The following is a 15,169-nucleotide window of genomic DNA, read 5'->3' on the forward strand; positions in this document are numbered from 1 at the left end:
GACTCGATCGACTTTAGACCAAGGGAGCGCGATTCTTGCGGATTCGGCGAGCCAAGGCGACGGCGCCGGCCATCCCGGCCCAGGCGAGAACGGTGGACGGCTCAGGAATCGGGATCGGCTGGATCGTGCCGCCGGTGGCCGCGTAGGCCGTGGTCAACTGCGACTGGGGATCGATCGGGTTCGAGCCGAGGATCCCGACGAACTTCTGGGTGAACGGCTGGTCGGACAGGACGACGAAGGTGGCGCTCTTGGCACCGGCCTGAAGGGCGGGCGTGCCATGGGCCGTATCGAAGTAGGTGGTCAGCAGCGAGCCGGTGGTCGAGCTCGGCAGCCAGTTCAACGTCGAGGGCGACAGGATCCCCTGGCCGGGGGCCGCCACCGGGGCGCCGATGCCACCGACCGCGCCGTCTTTGATCGAGTAGGCGTAGTTGTTCGAACCGGTGTGGGTGAAGTCGGCTCCGACCGGGGTCGCGTTGAACTTCCAGGACGTGCCCCGGAGGTCGACCGGCGTGTGGTCCGAGTCGCTGACGTTGTTCAGGGCATACTGGTAGGCGTAGGCATAGAGGCCTGCGGCGGCGCCCGTACCCTGGAACACCTGCGAGTTCACCGTACCCGAGACCGGCGCGTCGGCGTACTTGAATGACGAGGAAAGCACCGGCGCGGTATCGATCGGGGTGAACAGACTGTTGAACTGGGCCGCCGACATGTCGGCGATTTTCAGCGACTGGATGGCGTCGGCTTGGGCGGACGATCCAGCCAGGTTGAGCACCAGGCAGGTCGCCAGGGCGACAGAGTAGATGAGCTTGTTCATTGCGTTTTCGATCTTCCAGGGTTGATCAGGAGGGTTCGCCGGACGAACCCAATTCGTGCGAGTTGGTCCATAACTCGCCGACCGGAGAACGTCTCCGGGCGGGCCCTGTGAGCTGTGTTGCCACAGCGCATCGAGCACGGCCAAGATCGGCTAGCCGACCCCCCCGGGGCCGACCGACTGATCTCGGAGCCTTTTTCCCTGTCCTGATCGAGACCTGGTTCCGGCGACCGTCTTGCTTGGCCTTGGCGTCGCAGTAGGTCGCTTGGCGGGTCGATCAGTCGCGCTGGCGGACGCTCGGGAAATCGGCTCGAATTGTGAGCACCTCTGGGGCCAGACACCAGTCTCGTCCCGAGGCGGCGTGAGGGTATCAGCCCTCTTCAAAACGGTCAACACGACTTTTCCAAACATTCCCCTGTGTGTGTTGGCTTCCCATACGAAGCCTTGCTTTTCCGGGCGAATTAGCGGGTTTGGCCCCGCATGAAATCACCCAGACGACTCTGGGCGGCCTCCCATCCTCCCTCTTTTGCCTTGACGATGATTGCCTCCAACTCACCGCCGATTGCCTCGGTGAGCGTCCCCTTGGTTTGCAGGTCGTGAAGCTCCCCCGCGCACTGGTCGAGGAGCTTGGGGTCGCGCAGGGAGACCGCGGTGTAGAGGGCGTCGACGGCCTTGAAGGACGCCCGGTCTTCGCCGATCTGGGGCGGTCGCCCGCAACCGATGAACGCGAAGACGGTCAGGAGAGCGAGTCGGCGAACGTAAGGTGCGCAGTTCATTGTCGCGGAGTTCCGGGAAGGTCCAATGAAGCGGGACTCGCCGCATGGTTTGCATGATTTGTTGATGGGTTGACGGGCCAGCCCATTTGGGGATGGTTCCGGCCCGATTCGACGGTCAATAGTCGCCGCTGATCACTTCCCCGCCGTTCCGCGTGGAGAGGGCGACCCAGGCTCTCGGGTAGATCGTCTCCTTGACGAACCGGACCGAGCCGTCGCCCATGAGGACGTTACAGCCGCCCACGTGTTCGGAGAACATCTCATCGGTATGGCCGAACGGGTGGTTGGGCGCGTGAATGACCACTTGGGGGTGGTCGTGAACGTCGGGTCCGCTATGGGCCCCCACCAGGTCGCCGCCGCTATTCGGGTCGGACGGCCAGCCTGGCTTGGGGGGGACACTGGCGAACGGCACCACCCCCACCCAGGTGGCATCGGCGAGTCGCGATGTCCGCTCGCCCAGGAAAATCGTGTTCGAGAGGCCATCCGTCACCGAGGCCACCCGGGTCCTCGAATTCCGGTAGAACGGTCCGTCGATGGCCGCCCCGGCGGTTCCCGCGACCGGCTCCACGATATCGAAATCGGCGGAGTAGGCTGGGCTCCGTCCCCAGGGCTGGTTGATCCCGGCGTTGGTGACGTAGTGGCTATGAGCGAACGTGATCGTCGGCGTGAACGGGCCTGCGTCATCCGGCGCCTGCGGATCGCCGTTGGAATACTTGTGAACCGCGAACCCGTCGCTCGGCCCGGCTGAGGAGGGGCAAAGGAACACGGCCACCTTGGTGTGGGCCGACGTGCTGTTCTGCGGCGCCCAGCACGCCACGTTCGTATTGAAGCTGGCGTAGAGCGGCGCTTGCTCGATGTACGGCAGGATCAGGGCCCCCCAGGCAAAGCCCGGAAGCGTGTTGAAATTCCCATCCGGATAGCTCACCCCGAAAGCCGACCCCGCCGCCTTCGGATCCCCCACGTAGGCCGGCGGAAAGACCCCCAACGCCGACTCATAGTTCTGCAAGGCCAGGCCCATCTGCTTCAGGTTGTTGATGCACTGCGCCCGCCGTGCCGCTTCGCGCGCCGCCTGCACGGCGGGCAACAACAAGGCAATCAAGACGGCGATGATCGCAATCACCACCAACAGCTCGATTAACGTGAAACCACGAGACCCGACACGCGGTGGCTCCCCGATCCGGTTTTGGTTTGACATAACGAAATTTCCTTCTCCATAAATTGCGGGAATCGTTTTTCCGAAATTTGTTGCTGCAAGGGATCGTAGTTAAATTTTTGTGATTTGCAATATTGATTTTTGGTCAACCAAAATATTGTGTGTGGCACGGTGATGACCTTGGGCCGTTTCGTTGCGGCTAGCCCAGGTCTGGAATGCCTCGGTTTCTGAGGGGCGACAGGTGGCGCAATCGGCAAAGCCCGGTTTTCGGTCGGGCCGGCCGTGTGGTTTCTGCCTGGGTCTGCGCTGATTTTTCGAGGGGAAGCGGGGGGGAGCCTGGTTTATCGCGGACGGGTTTCGAGCGATCGGGGGCGGTTCGGGTCGACGGTGTGAGCGACCTCGGGGTCGCGGTGGGTGGGGGCCGGCTCGAGGTTGGGTGGAGTGATGGTGAGGGTGACGGCGACGATCGGTTCGCCGGGGTCGAGGCTGGGGGGAGGGGCGACCGAGGGGGCTTGCTCAGGGGCGACGGGAGGACTGATGACCACGATTTCGGGGGTGGCGATCGGCTCGACGGCCACGACGGGGTCGGTCGTGGTTTCCGGGTGGGCATGGAGATCGTCGAGGGGGAGCGGCGCATCGTCCGAGACGAGCACGGGAGGGCCGACGCGGAGGCCGGCACGGAGACGTCCCTTGTGAAACCGGTGGAGCAGCCAGGAGGCCAGCACCAGCGCCACGATCGCCATCAGCCAGTGCTTCATCTGGTCGAAGCTGCCTTCGATCTGGTTCGCGAAGACGTATCCGAGCCCGAACATCAAGAGGGTGCTCAGGGAAGCGGCCAGCACGTCGGTCAAGAAGAGCTTGAGGACCGGAAGCTGGAGAATGCCGGCGGTCAGGTAGGCGGCAGTCCGAAATCCGACGGCGAACCGGCCGAGGATCAGGATCTTGAAGCCGTGGCGGTGGAAGTAGCCCTTGATCTGGGTCTCACGCTCGAGCGTCAGGAGCTTGCGGGTCATCGGCAGGCTGAGGACCTTGTCCCCGTAGTAGTAGCCGATGAAATAGACGATGAAATCGCCGAGCAAGACCCCGATGAAGCAGGACGCCAGGGCGAACGGCCACCACATCCGCTCGCTCTTGGAGAGGACCGCGGCCAGGATGATCGGCGCTTCCTCGGGGACCGGAAGCCCGAGGCCGCCAAGCACGAGAAGGAGCGAGATTCCCAAGTAACCGAGTTTTTCGATCAATGCTTCCGTCAATCGCCGCTCCCTGCCGCACGTCCCCGCGCGCCTCGCTCGACCCTTCGAAAGTAGTGGTATCATAACGCCTCCAGGTCGTCGAGAGGCGCAGGCAGACCCACTTCGATTCTCGAATCTTCTCGTGTCGTGGCGAACCGCGCGGCCTGTCGGTTTGGTTCGAGTCCGTCTTGACCGGATTGCCGAAGGCGGATAGCCTCCGCGCCGAGTCCCAAGGAAGGGCTGTTGCCGACCCCTCGCCGACGCACCCAACAGGCCCGGGCGCCCGTTCGATTCGGGGCGTCCTCTGTCGATTGCCGAGCCGTCTTCTCAAGGAGGAGAAGCCCCTAATGTTGTCGAACAACCGCCGAGCCGCCGCCCGCCGCCGCGCCTGGGGGCGTGGTCCGATCATACTCCGCTTCGAACCGCTCGAGGGCCGGCAGCTGCTCGCGGCGAACGCCTTACCCGACCTGGTGGGCGCTGCGATGGATACCTCGGCGCACACCCTCGACTGGGGCGACCAGTTTCACGCGACCGGAGCGATCAAGAACCAGGGCGCTGGCGCCCAGACCGGACAGATTCCGATGGCGATCTACGCCTCGACGACCCCGGTTCTCGGCCCGGGTTCGGTCTTGCTCGGGACGACGAACATTCCCGGCGACCTCGGACCAGGCGCCGTCACGAACTTCGACCAGCTCGTCAGCCTGCCCCCGACCGCGATTCCAGGGTTCTCGGGACAGCCGATCTACATCACCTTGCGGATCGACCCCCAAAATTCCATCCCCGAGAGCAACGACAACAACAACTTCGCGGTCGGCCAGGGTTTCGACACGACAAAGGTCACCATCGCCCAGCGCGTGCCTTCGAGCCTGATCGGGACGTCGCTCGGGGTCTACCCCGACCAGACGGGCTGGGGGAAGCCGGTCACCGTGACCGCACAGGTCCGCAACAACTCCGCGGGCGATGCGCCCGCCACCCGGGCTCAGGTCATTCTTACCCCGACGACCGTGAACCCTGGCAATGGGTCGGACATGACGGTCGGCTACCTCGACGTTCCCGCGATCCCGGCCTATCAAACGGTCAACGTCGTGGGGACGATCACCTTGCCGGCCGCTCCGGTCACGCCCTTGGCGGGTAATACCCAATTCTACTTGACCGTGCTCCAGGACGCTGACTTCGTCACCAACCCACTTTATCCCCACGTCCCGACCCAGGGACTCGGGTATGACGTCACGAAGATCGGCATCACCGGCGGAGCGACCGCCGCTGAACTGGCCCAGCTTCCCAAAGCGGACCTCGCCGCTTCGGGAGTGGTCGCGCCCTCGCAGCCGATCGCCTGGGGGCAGAACTTCCAGGTCACGACCACGGTCCAGAACCTCGGGCGGGCCGACGCGGGGCAGTTCCACGTCAAGTTCGTCCTGACGGGGGCCAATGGATCGCTCGATCATGCCATCTACCTGGGAGATGCGACGATCGACGGCCTGAAGGCTGGCTACAATCAACAGATCATCCAGACCCTCAATCTGCCGAACCGGCTTCCCAGCGGGCTCACCCTCAATAGCGTCGGTATTGGCAAGATCGCGGTCCTGATCGACCAGGATTACGCAGTCGATGAGGCCCTGAAGTCGAACAACCTCTCGCTGTCGAATCCGGTGACTTTGCGGGTCTTGGGGACCGACGGCAGGAGCACGGTGCCCACCTCGCCCACGGGAACGAGCCTGGGGCAGCCGCAGACCGCGGGCACGCTCACGAAACCGCTCACCAAGGCCCAGGCCCGAATTCAGGCGCGGGCCCAGGCGCGGGCCCAGGCGCGAGCCCAGGCCAGAGCCGAGGGCAAACTCCATCGCCGCCCGGTCCCACAAAATAATTCCTTGGCCGACAAAATCGAGCACAAGCTCAAAGTCTTCCCAAGCAAAGTTAAGAACTTCGTGAAAGATCTTTTCGACTGACGACGAGTCGATTGACTGCGATTTCGTTCACTGGTGTCGCGGGAGGTTTCGACCCTCCCGCGATGCCATTTGGGGACGTGGGATTCACGCGTAACCGTTAGAATCCGGGCAGGTTCCGGCAGATTGCCCAGTTTCGGGCGCCTTGAAAAAAAACTTGAGACAAAATCCAAATTAACTGGGGGATTTATTGAAGAGCGGCAATTCGCTGGCTATGCTTGGCACAGACCGAACGGGTCTTCTTGCCATCGAGATGAGCCGCACCGGTCGATTGACGGGATGGACGCCATCTTGCCTGCTTGCCACCGAGGAGCACCTCGACGATGTCCAGCGACCGGCTGAATGCCCCCTTCCACGAGACGACGACTGGGACGGGATCGCTCGTGGAGTCGCGTTTCGTTCCTCAGCGCTATGAACCCAACTACCCCTATCCCCTCCTCGTGCTCCTCCACTCTCGCGGGGGGGATGAGCAGCAGATGGTGCGGTCGATGCCGGCGCTGAGTTGGCGAAACTATGTCGGGCTGAGCTTACGGGGGCCCGAGCCGGCAATCAAGCGAGGGCGAGCGGAAGGGTATAGTTGGGGCTCGGAGTTTGCTCGCCCCGATCGACGGGTGCCGCGTCCCTGCTCGTCGTTCACGGAAGCGGACGTCGTCCGTCAGCGTCTGATCGAGGGAACGCCCGACGCGATTGATTCGCTCGAGGACGGCCTTTTTTCGTCGATCCGTCAGACCCGTCGGGCCTTGCACGTTCACTCCGAACGCATCTTCCTGGTAGGTTGCGGTGAAGGGGCGGCCGTCGCTTATCGAATCGCCTTGAGCTATCCCGAGCGATTCGCGGGGGTCGTGGCGATCAACGGCTGGCTCCCCGGTGGCTTCCGCCCCTTGGCTCGGCTCAAGGCCTGTCGCGACCTTCGGATCTTGGTGGTCCATGGCGAATGGAACGCCCGGGTTCCGGTCCAATCCGCACGCCGCGACGTCCGCGTGCTCCGCGCGGGGGGACTTCGGGTCGCCTTCCAGTCCTACCCTTGTGCCCATCGTCTGACCTCGCCGATGCTCTCGGACGTGGATACGTGGCTCATCAACCACTGCACCAACGAAGATTGAACCTCCCCCCTCCTCCGTTCCGCTCGGCGGGCCCTCGACTTTTCGGGGAGGGTCCGTTTCCAGCCTGCCCTCGACGCCAGACGCGGACACCCAGTTCGTGCCGCCCCGCTCGGTGGGTTTCTGGGATCCCAATGGCGACCGGTTGATCGGTCGGTCCACCCACCCAGGCGAAGCGAAGCGCGGTTCTCGCCCACACAAGATTCCTTCTTGCTTTCTTCATCCCCAATCTTGGCGTTGACTTGATATAATCCACGTCATTCTTCTAAGGGGCTGACGATTCGTTCGTCATTCCCGTCAGAGGGGGCGACGATAGGCCTCCTACCTTGCGTGAAAAAACGCTCTTAAGGATGATGTCATCAGGTTGTGCATGCGTGGCCGGTGCCAGATCACGCGCATCGCATTGACTGCCGCGGAGTCACCAGGGGATGGGCGGGGCCGGATCGTTTGCCTGTCCGGAGTGCGGGAACGAGCTGAAGTTGAAGGGGACCACGGCGGGCCGGCAGCTCCGTTGCGGCTGGTGCGAGACGTGGGTCGAGGTTCCCTTCCTTCCTCGAGCCGTGGTGCGTCGCGCGCGTTTTTCCCGAGGGCGCCGGCCCAAGTGGGTGACCTGGGCGTGGGGAGGCGTGGCGGTTGCGGTTCTGTTGCTGGTGGTGTTCGGTGCCCGCGGAATCCTTCGGGTGCGGAGCCGGCAGCGGGTTGAGCGGAACCTGACGGCGCTGGTCGCCGAGGCGGCGGCCGAGGAAAGCGCGGGGCGATTCGATGCGGCGGTGCGCGCGATCCAAGGCGCACTCGCCGAGGCGGTTCGACTCGATCCTTCGCGCTCCGCTCGGGTGGCGGAACTCGAGCAACTCCGCGACAAATGCGTCCGCCGCGCGGCGGAGGCCCAACTCGAGTCGGCGGCCAAGGCCACGCCGGCGGCGGCCATCGCGACTTACAAGGCGTTGTTGTCACGGACTTGGCGTGACCCGACGCTCGAAGGCCTTGAAGGAACGCTGCGCGAGCGGCTCCAACGGACCCGTCACCATTGGGCGGAGGCCGATCTGGCCGCCGCGAACCAGGCCGTCGAGGCGGGGCGGGCGAACGAGGCGATCGACCTCTGCGAACGCTTGGTCAAGACGGCTGAGGAACTTGCACCGGCCGTTCAGACCCGGTTCCAGAACGATGCGAACGCGATTGTGGTCAAGGTGATCGAACAGCGCGGTGTCGTCTTCGACCAGCCGCAGGGGCAATTCACCCTCGGAACGCCTCAGTCGTACAGCACCGTTCTCCAAGCGGCGCTCAGTCCCGCCCTGCGAGAGCGCGGCTATGTGATGGAACGTCCGACTTCGTCCTGGAACGCGGTTTGGAAGACGAGCGCACCCTACCACTTCGCGATGGAGGTGGTCGAACGGCAGTCGGGGGAATACCTCAACACCAGGTGCCAGCTCAGTGTTCTCTCGCTCCGGCTGATCCTGAGCCGGGCCGGCGCATCGATCTGGCAAGCGGGGCCGCTCCAGGCGCAGACGCAACCCTCGATCCCCAGCATGTCCGCGTTCACGGCGAGCCGGTTCGCCATCGACGACCGCCGGCGCCGCGAATTCGAGCGCGTGCTCTACGACGATGCCCAGACCACGCTCATGGCGAAGGTTCAACCCAGCCTCCGCAACCTCCCCGCCGTTCGCCCCGCGAAGCCGTAGTGGGGTGGGGTGATGGCAAACTCGTGGCTCCAGCCACGGCAAGTGCGTCCGCCCTGGGGCCGCGGACGCCCCGCCCGCTCTTCTCTTGAACGCCGATTTCCGCGGCCGGGAAAGCAATCAACCTTTTGGGGCCAGATTCCCTAATTTCTGAGGCGTTTGACCCCATGTCCAGTCCCCCCGACGGTAGATTACGGTGATCGGCAACGGCTGCTCCCGCTGGCTGGCGTCACGTCTCAAAGGGTTCGAGAAGTCCGACCCCAAGCAGTTCTACCGTCGGTTCACCGAGACCGCGGGGGCCGTGACGATCGAAAACGACCGCCTCATCGTCCCACTCGACCGGCGGAGTCACAACCCGATCCTCCGCGAAGCCGCACTCGACGGTAACCCGCCCGCCATCCCCTGGCTCGGCCAGCGGACGATCGAAATCATCTACCGCTGGCCTTGGCAGCCGTCCGAGGATTGATTTGTTTTGCGGCCTCGGAAATCGGCGTTGGAAAATCGCCCGACAGTGTGGGGGGAGATGTCGGCGACGATCCGGCGTTTCTTGACCTCGTCGGCCAACTCGCGACTGGTCCAGTGGATGGGCCGGTCCGACTTCTCGGGCGGCTCGCAGGCGACGGCAACGATCTGAACGATCTGCTCGGGGCTGAAGGTGGCCGGGGTTCCGGGCCGGGGGCATCGTCGAGGAAGTGCTCCACGAGCCTCCGCAACTGCGGCGGGCAGGTAGTCGCCGAGCAGGTCGTATTCCCAGCCGGCCGGCGGGGGGGGCTGGGCAGACGTTCATCCGGGCGAGGATGGCCGGCTCGATGCCCCGGCAACATCTCGACTGGAGCCGCCACCAGGCCCAGCCGTCCGTGCCGCCGCCCGCCGCTTCCGTAGACCGGCGCCCAACCCGGTCAGGGCCCCGATCGTGCCCAGCACCAGCGACGAGGGCTCGGGCACGCACCGGGTATCGACGATCACCTGGTCGATAAAGATTTTCTGGGGCGAATTCGGATCGGGGAGGGGGAAGATCGTGATGAACTCACTCGCCGGGCACGTGGCCGATCGCCACGTCGTCAGCTGGTGGATATACCCATCGGGCAGAGCTTGCGACTGACTGCTGGTCATCGTGAAGGACTCCAAATCCTGTCCCACTATGGTGATCCTTGGGACGGGGTTGGGCACCCCCGATGGCGGGAGAGCCCCCAGGTAGGTCACCTGCAGCGAGATCTCCTTGGAGAGATCCGTGGCGGACATATTGGGGACCGAGATCAGCAGGCGGCCGGTCCCGGGGGGTGGGCTCGGGGGTTGGCCCGCCGGGGCGGTGAGCTGAACGACGTTGGCGCGGCCGCCGGCCGTGACTCCGAACATGACCGCTCCGGTGGAGGTTAGCTCCGGAGTGCCGAAGGGGTTGTTCACCGCGGTGGGCATGGTCGGAAGCGGTGGCGTGAAGTCCCATTGCTGGAACGTGCTGCCGGGGGTGCCGCGCCACGGCGGCGGGGTGAGGTCGTCGGGCTTGCCGGGGTCCGACAAGGAGGTCATTAGTCCCGCCCGGACCTGCCTTTCACCCGCGCCCAGCCCCAGCGCCAGCCCCGCCACGGCCCCGATCGCCCATTTGTTGAAACGCCTCATCGCAATCTCCTTCCCTCGGGATTTCCCAGATGCCCCCTGACTCAATCAGTTGATTCCCCCATCCGGTCAGCTAGATCGATCATTAGGGCGCTCCGGCCATCTATTGTCAATAGCGAATTTCAACATCAAAAATACTCTTGTCAATTGTCGATGCTTTCTGTTCATAAATCGGCGGGCTTGTCAAAGATTGCCAATTTTAATGGATCAGTATTATTGTCGCATATCGAAATTGTCGATCCATGGATGACTCCAGGCCATTGCCTCGGGCCACCTCTCCTCCTTCCGACAGCTAGTACAAGGCGCCAAAACACTAACCGGTACCGTTCGCTCGCTTCGGCTCCACCGAGTAGAGCCAGCGGATCGGCTTGGCCATGGTCAAATTGAAGTACTCGATGAACGCCAGGATCCGCGCCTCGAGATCCTCGGCCGAGCGAAAGCTGGAGCGACGGAGCAACTTTATCAGCAAGATGCTTAACAGTGTGGAAATTTAATTGAACTATGATGTGGACTTGAGTGTGTGCCCGAACCGGATCCGGTGGCTTTCGTCGGACAAGAAGGTGGCCCGGCTCGCCTGGGGCTTCAGCACCCCACGCTTGCCTTTCTCGTCCACGTCCTCCGTGATCCCGCAGGCCTGAGTGACCCACAGGACCAGGCGTTCCGAGCGACCAGGGAGAGCAAGGACAGGCATTGCGATCCCCGGATCGCAATGCCTGTCCTTGCTCTTCTTATGGTTGGGAGTTGGCCCAACCCATCGGATCTGCCGCCCCATGCGTTCAATCCCTATCTCTTGCCACGCATCGGCACGAGCTTGCGGCCCTTCACCCAGAACAGGTCGATCATTCCGAAACGCGGGTCATTCAGATGACCTCCGGCGGCCACCACCCTCCCGTCGGGCGAGATCGCCAACTGATCGGCCCTGGCACCTTTGGGTATTTCGGCTGAATCGACGCGAGTCATGCTGGAGGCGTCTCACAGCCCGATCCTCTGATATTCTTCCAGGGGCACCAGGAGCCCCGGGTCGCGCGGGAACCCGATCCCCTGAAATATTTCCCTCGCCCGGGCCGAAGCTTTCACTTCCGCACGGCCCAAATCGACGATCGAGATTTTCGTCCAGTACGCGCCGCCTGATTCCGAGAATGAGTCGGCGACTGCCAGCAGGTTGCCGCTGGGCGGGAAGGCCACGTGCTTCGTATTCCCAAGGTGAGAGGGGAATTTCCGCTCCGCCCCGGCCGCCATGTCCCACAGCCGGACGAGCTCGCCCCCGGCCACCGAGGCCAGCGTCGAGCCGTCCGGCGAAAAGGCGACGGCTTCCACGCTCGCGACGTGCGCGTGGGTGATCCTGCAGAACCGCCCCGTGGCGCGTTCGGGGATGGTGTGGGCCGGGAGCGTGAAGCGAAGCCGTCCCGTCGCCGGGTTCCACACCGCGATCTTCCCGCTCGCTGCCCCGGCCGCCAGGAGCTTGCCGTCGGGGCTCCAGGCCAGAGCATTCGCCCAGGTCGGCTCGCCCAACTCCAAACGGCGGCGGACGTGGTTGTCTTTCTGGTCGACCAGGTTGATGGACCCACCGACGAGCGGGATCGCCAGTTCGGAGCCGTCGGGCGAGTATGCCAGCGCATTAATCGCCCCCTTGATCCGGTCCTGCCCCCGGAACTCGCTCAGTTCGGCCCCGGTCTCGACGCTGTATCGCCGGACCAGGCCGTCATGTTCGGCCGCGGCCAGCGACTTGCCATCGGGGTGGAAGGCGAGGGACTTGATCGAGCCGGCCGCGTCCTCGCTCGGCTTGCAGAGGATGGCGGGATCGGTGCCGTTGGGCTCCGACCGTGGGACGTCGCCAACACCCGCCTTCCCCGAGGATCCGAATCCAAATGATGCCCAGAGCGGTAGTCAGTGATATGACAACGATATAGTTTTGTATAGTCGTCTGAAACTCCACGAGGTTCTTCGATTTTCGCTCGACTGTACCGAAGGGTTGAGGAGGCGACTGCAAGTCCTGACGGATTGGCGTCGCCTCACGAATCGCCGAAGGGTCGCGTTCTCCTGCTGATCCTGGTGCTGCCCGATCCGTTCGCCAGCGGTCGCACGGAATTCCGATCCGCGCAACCTTGGCCGGCCGGCCCCATTGAACTCGAGCGACTCTCTGGCCATGATTTAGAGGAATCCGGGATGAGTTCCGGTACAGACTCCGTTTCGCAACTCGCATCTCCGGCATCGCGTCAGCCGTACAAGACGCCAGTCGATAGGAATTCGGATCGAGGTTCAGGACGACGAAACGATCGGGCAAGCACTTCTTCGGTTCAGAACGGCGGTCAGAGAGGAAGGGTCGCCGGGAGCGGGCTGGAACAGGCCGCCCTGGCATAAAGGTCAGCTCGGCTATTATCTTAAACCGAGCGAGTTGCGTCACCGCAAGGCTTTGCGGGACGAATGGGCCACGTATTCGGGAGAATGCGGCCGACGTCATCTGCTTTCGGTGGCTTTTCGGCTCTATCGGAGCCGCAAAGCACACTTCGGCAATCTCTTGCCCGTGGGCCACTATGGTTTTCGGTGGCGGTCGCCGGATTGGGTCTTCTGGTTCCCTTGACCGATGCGGCTGAGCGACTTCCGGGGGCCGCCTAAGCTTGGCTCACGGTTGACCCGCCGACACTCGGAAGTCCGAGACGGCGGGCCTGATCTCATCGTCGTTCGGGACAGAGCTTAAGTAAATATAGTACAAATAATATTACCATGTATTTATGGATGGTTTGCTGAACTTGTCCCGTGAACTCAACGCAGGTTTTCGTGCCGTCGACACTCGGTGTATGATTGAGATTCGGGTAGGATTTACTTCGGTTTACGGAATTGGCCGCTCAGGGGCCGAATGGACAAGCTGAATTCATGGAGATCGGGGTTCATGCCGTTGAACAGGTCTGTGTTCTTGTCACAATCGCATTCATTATGGCAAGGACGCACCTGGTTTTGCCCCCGGGGCAGCTCTCCTTTTCGGCACTGCGTCGGTTCGCGACGTTTCTTTTGTTCCTTTCCATGGCGTTGACCGAGGAATTGGTCGCCAGCCAGCACATTCAGATGAGCGCCCGGGTCGTCTCGACTTGTGCGGCGGGCCTGCTGTCGGGGCCATTGATCGGGATCAGTGTCGGGCTTGGAGCGGCGTGGTTGCGGCCACTCCTCGGGATGTCGCCACCGATTGCCTTCGGCCTGGTTTTGGCCGGCGGCGGTTTTCTGGGGGGCATGGTTCACAACCGACGGCCGGACTGGTCGTTGCGGAGTTGGACCGGGTTTGTGCTCGGGGCGACGATCTCCTTGTTCCGGTTTGCCCTGACGCTGGGCTTGAGTCGGGTCTTCCACCTCGCCGGCCCGCCGCTGACCCTGGGCATGGAGGCGATGACGGCCGTGATCAATGGGATCGGTGTCGCGGTCATCCTGATGGTGTTTGAGCAGGTCCGGGACCTCGAAGAGTCGTCGCGGGCCGCGGCGATGTCGGAGGTCAGGGCGCTTCAGGCGCGGATGAATCCCCACTTCCTGTTCAACGCCCTGAACACCATCGCCGCCTTGGCCACGATCTCACCGCAATCCATTCCTCCGGCCGTCGCCCGCCTTGGCCGGTTCCTGCGGGGAAGCCTGGAGCAGCACGATCGGACCACCGTGTCGCTCCGCGAAGAGTTGGACATCGTGACGGCCTATCTCGAGATCGAAGCGATGCGGTTCGGCGACCGACTCCGGGTGGAGACGGACGTGCCTTTGGAATTGCTTGATGCCCAAGTCCCCCCCTTCCTGATCCAGCCTTTGGCCGAGAACGCGGTGCGCCACGGCCTCCAGCCGCTCTCGGAAGGGGGGATCGTCCGGATTTCGGCGCGGTCGGACCATCGGGCGATCGTCATCACCGTCGAGGACAATGGGGTGGGCCTCAGCCCCGAGGCCGTCGCGCGGTTCCGTTTTGACTCCGCCGGCCCGGAACCGCATGCCGTCTCGCTGCTGAAACGCCGCCTGGACGGGCTCTACGGGCGGGAGCAGCGGCTGGAGTTCCGCCCCCGGGAGGGGGGTGGAACCGTGGGGGAAATCCGGATCCCGAGTTCCATGGGGGGGGAGCGGCCACGATCATGATCCGAGCCGTGGTCGTCGAGGATGAGCCCCTGGCTCGGCAATACCTCAAGAGTCTCCTGGAGGGGACCGGGCGGGTGCAAGTCGTCGGCGAAGCCGGGGACGGCGGCTCGGGTCTGCAACTCTGTCGCGAATGCACTCCCGACGTCGCCTTCCTCGACATCGAGATGGCGGGGCCGGACGGACTCACGGTCGCGGGACGTCTCCTGGCGTTGCCCTGCCCTCCCCTCGTCGTCTTCGTGACCGGATATGCGGGGCATGCGGTCGATGCCTTCCGCGTGGAGGCGGTGGATTACCTCCTCAAGCCGATCGACCCGGACCTGATCCTCGAATCGGTGCGCAGGCTCGAACATCGGCTGACCGCGCGTGGTACGCCCGCGGCGGGGTTGGCGGACCGGGAAGCCGGGGTCGATCGGATTCAGGTCCGCGATCCGGCCGACGGCGTCCTCCACCTCCTTTCGCGTCATGAGGTGGTGGCCGTGCTCAGGCGCAAGCGTCGCACCTGGATCCACACGGCGTCGACCGCCTACCCGAGTCACGAGCCGCTCTCCCGGCTGGGACGTCGCCTGGGCGGCCCCCCGTTCCTGCAGGTTTCTCGTGACGCGATCGTCAACCTCGAAGCGATCGACCAGGTCCGCCGCCTGGGCGACCGGCATTACGAGGTTGTGCTCCGCGACCAGCCTCGGACCCGCGTCGAGACGTCGAGGACCGGCGCTGGTCTCCTCGCCGAAAAACTCCGCCCCTCCTGAATCGTTCGTTCGCGGCGTTTGGCCGT

General features: G+C 63.9%; 14 protein-coding genes and 2 pseudogenes. 6 read left to right on the top strand and 10 right to left on the bottom strand.

The window, feature by feature from the left end; genetic code table 11:
• Nucleotides 1–13: 13 nt before the first annotated feature.
• From BUS42_RS24015 to BUS42_RS46155, 4 genes are all read right to left on the bottom strand, one after another.
• A complete protein-coding gene (locus BUS42_RS24015; RefSeq protein ID WP_074310349.1) occupies nucleotides 14–811 on the bottom strand; it encodes a hypothetical protein in 798 nt (265 codons plus the stop codon).
• A 458-nt stretch (nucleotides 812–1,269) separates the two neighbouring features.
• Nucleotides 1,270–1,584: a hypothetical protein gene (locus BUS42_RS24020; RefSeq protein WP_074310351.1), complete on the bottom strand. Its 315-nt coding sequence runs from the start codon at nucleotides 1,582–1,584 to the stop codon at nucleotides 1,270–1,272.
• A gap of 115 nt (nucleotides 1,585–1,699) precedes the next feature.
• Nucleotides 1,700–2,776 (bottom strand): DUF1559 domain-containing protein, encoded by a 1,077-nt coding sequence (locus BUS42_RS24025; RefSeq protein ID WP_074310353.1) that lies wholly within the window; start codon nucleotides 2,774–2,776, stop codon nucleotides 1,700–1,702.
• A 299-nt stretch (nucleotides 2,777–3,075) separates the two neighbouring features.
• Nucleotides 3,076–3,987 carry a VTT domain-containing protein gene (locus BUS42_RS46155; RefSeq protein ID WP_074310355.1) on the bottom strand — a complete coding sequence of 304 codons (912 nt, stop codon included), beginning with the start codon at nucleotides 3,985–3,987 and terminating at the stop codon, nucleotides 3,076–3,078.
• Between the two features lie 326 nt (nucleotides 3,988–4,313).
• On the opposite strand from BUS42_RS46155, the gene BUS42_RS24035 reads away from it, so the two are divergent.
• The 4 genes from BUS42_RS24035 to BUS42_RS24050 all read left to right on the top strand — a co-directional run bounded on the left by BUS42_RS24035 (nucleotide 4,314) and on the right by BUS42_RS24050 (nucleotide 9,151).
• Nucleotides 4,314–5,912 (top strand): CARDB domain-containing protein, encoded by a 1,599-nt coding sequence (locus BUS42_RS24035; RefSeq protein WP_074310357.1) that lies wholly within the window; start codon nucleotides 4,314–4,316, stop codon nucleotides 5,910–5,912.
• Between the two features lie 320 nt (nucleotides 5,913–6,232).
• Nucleotides 6,233–7,012, top strand: coding sequence for an alpha/beta hydrolase (locus tag BUS42_RS24040; protein ID WP_074310359.1), 780 nt, complete (start codon nucleotides 6,233–6,235; stop codon nucleotides 7,010–7,012).
• 425 nt (nucleotides 7,013–7,437) lie between these two features.
• Nucleotides 7,438–8,688, top strand: a complete 1,251-nt coding sequence (locus BUS42_RS24045; RefSeq protein WP_074310361.1) for a hypothetical protein — start codon at nucleotides 7,438–7,440, stop codon at nucleotides 8,686–8,688.
• A 193-nt stretch (nucleotides 8,689–8,881) separates the two neighbouring features.
• Nucleotides 8,882–9,151, top strand: coding sequence for a hypothetical protein (locus BUS42_RS24050; RefSeq protein ID WP_074310363.1), 270 nt, complete (start codon nucleotides 8,882–8,884; stop codon nucleotides 9,149–9,151).
• Here the strand turns inward: BUS42_RS24050 and BUS42_RS46630 are convergent.
• The 6 genes and pseudogenes from BUS42_RS46630 to BUS42_RS46635 all read right to left on the bottom strand — a co-directional run.
• Nucleotides 9,118–9,387 (bottom strand): annotated as a pseudogene (locus BUS42_RS46630) (helix-turn-helix domain-containing protein); the annotation flags it as partial. The gene BUS42_RS24050 and the pseudogene BUS42_RS46630 sit on opposite strands and share 34 nt — an antisense overlap.
• Before the next feature lie 81 nt (nucleotides 9,388–9,468).
• Nucleotides 9,469–10,302 (bottom strand): hypothetical protein, encoded by an 834-nt coding sequence (locus BUS42_RS24060; protein WP_074310365.1) that lies wholly within the window; start codon nucleotides 10,300–10,302, stop codon nucleotides 9,469–9,471.
• A 310-nt stretch (nucleotides 10,303–10,612) separates the two neighbouring features.
• Nucleotides 10,613–10,768, bottom strand: coding sequence for a hypothetical protein (locus BUS42_RS43815; protein ID WP_159452283.1), 156 nt, complete (start codon nucleotides 10,766–10,768; stop codon nucleotides 10,613–10,615).
• 30 nt (nucleotides 10,769–10,798) lie between these two features.
• On the bottom strand, nucleotides 10,799–10,990 hold the full coding sequence (locus BUS42_RS24065; RefSeq protein ID WP_143206453.1) for a hypothetical protein: 192 nt from the start codon (nucleotides 10,988–10,990) through the stop codon (nucleotides 10,799–10,801).
• 281 nt (nucleotides 10,991–11,271) lie between these two features.
• On the bottom strand, nucleotides 11,272–11,811 hold the full coding sequence (locus BUS42_RS24070; RefSeq protein WP_074310369.1) for a WD40 repeat domain-containing protein: 540 nt from the start codon (nucleotides 11,809–11,811) through the stop codon (nucleotides 11,272–11,274).
• Between the two features lie 189 nt (nucleotides 11,812–12,000).
• Nucleotides 12,001–12,093: pseudogene (locus BUS42_RS46635) on the bottom strand (hypothetical protein); the annotation flags it as partial.
• Nucleotides 12,094–13,233: 1,140 nt separating this feature from the next.
• Here BUS42_RS46635 and BUS42_RS24080 point away from each other — a divergent pair.
• Together BUS42_RS24080 and BUS42_RS24085 are read left to right on the top strand one after the other, a co-directional pair.
• Nucleotides 13,234–14,397: a sensor histidine kinase gene (locus BUS42_RS24080; protein WP_159452284.1), complete on the top strand. Its 1,164-nt coding sequence runs from the start codon at nucleotides 13,234–13,236 to the stop codon at nucleotides 14,395–14,397.
• Nucleotides 14,394–15,143: a LytR/AlgR family response regulator transcription factor gene (locus BUS42_RS24085; RefSeq protein WP_074310373.1), complete on the top strand. Its 750-nt coding sequence runs from the start codon at nucleotides 14,394–14,396 to the stop codon at nucleotides 15,141–15,143. Before BUS42_RS24080 ends, BUS42_RS24085 begins: the two co-directional genes overlap by 4 nt.
• Nucleotides 15,144–15,169: the final 26 nt, after the last annotated feature.

The sequence above is a fragment of the Singulisphaera sp. GP187 genome (genome assembly GCF_900129635.1).
Taxonomy (GTDB): domain Bacteria; phylum Planctomycetota; class Planctomycetia; order Isosphaerales; family Isosphaeraceae; genus Singulisphaera.

Bases quoted from the DNA above. Each gene is read 5' to 3' on its own strand.
- BUS42_RS24015 (WP_074310349.1), bottom strand. From the start codon at position 811: ATGAACAAGCTCATCTACTCTGTCGCCCTGGCGACCTGCCTGGTGCTC.
- BUS42_RS24020 (WP_074310351.1), bottom strand. From the start codon at position 1,584: ATGAACTGCGCACCTTACGTTCGCCGACTCGCTCTCCTGACCGTCTTC.
- BUS42_RS24025 (WP_074310353.1), bottom strand. From the start codon at position 2,776: ATGTCAAACCAAAACCGGATCGGGGAGCCACCGCGTGTCGGGTCTCGT.
- BUS42_RS24035 (WP_074310357.1), top strand. From the start codon at position 4,314: ATGTTGTCGAACAACCGCCGAGCCGCCGCCCGCCGCCGCGCCTGGGGG.
- BUS42_RS24040 (WP_074310359.1), top strand. From the start codon at position 6,233: ATGTCCAGCGACCGGCTGAATGCCCCCTTCCACGAGACGACGACTGGG.
- BUS42_RS24045 (WP_074310361.1), top strand. From the start codon at position 7,438: ATGGGCGGGGCCGGATCGTTTGCCTGTCCGGAGTGCGGGAACGAGCTG.
- BUS42_RS24060 (WP_074310365.1), bottom strand. From the start codon at position 10,302: ATGAGGCGTTTCAACAAATGGGCGATCGGGGCCGTGGCGGGGCTGGCG.
- BUS42_RS24065 (WP_143206453.1), bottom strand. From the start codon at position 10,990: ATGCCTGTCCTTGCTCTCCCTGGTCGCTCGGAACGCCTGGTCCTGTGG.
- BUS42_RS24080 (WP_159452284.1), top strand. From the start codon at position 13,234: ATGGCAAGGACGCACCTGGTTTTGCCCCCGGGGCAGCTCTCCTTTTCG.
- BUS42_RS24085 (WP_074310373.1), top strand. From the start codon at position 14,394: ATGATCCGAGCCGTGGTCGTCGAGGATGAGCCCCTGGCTCGGCAATAC.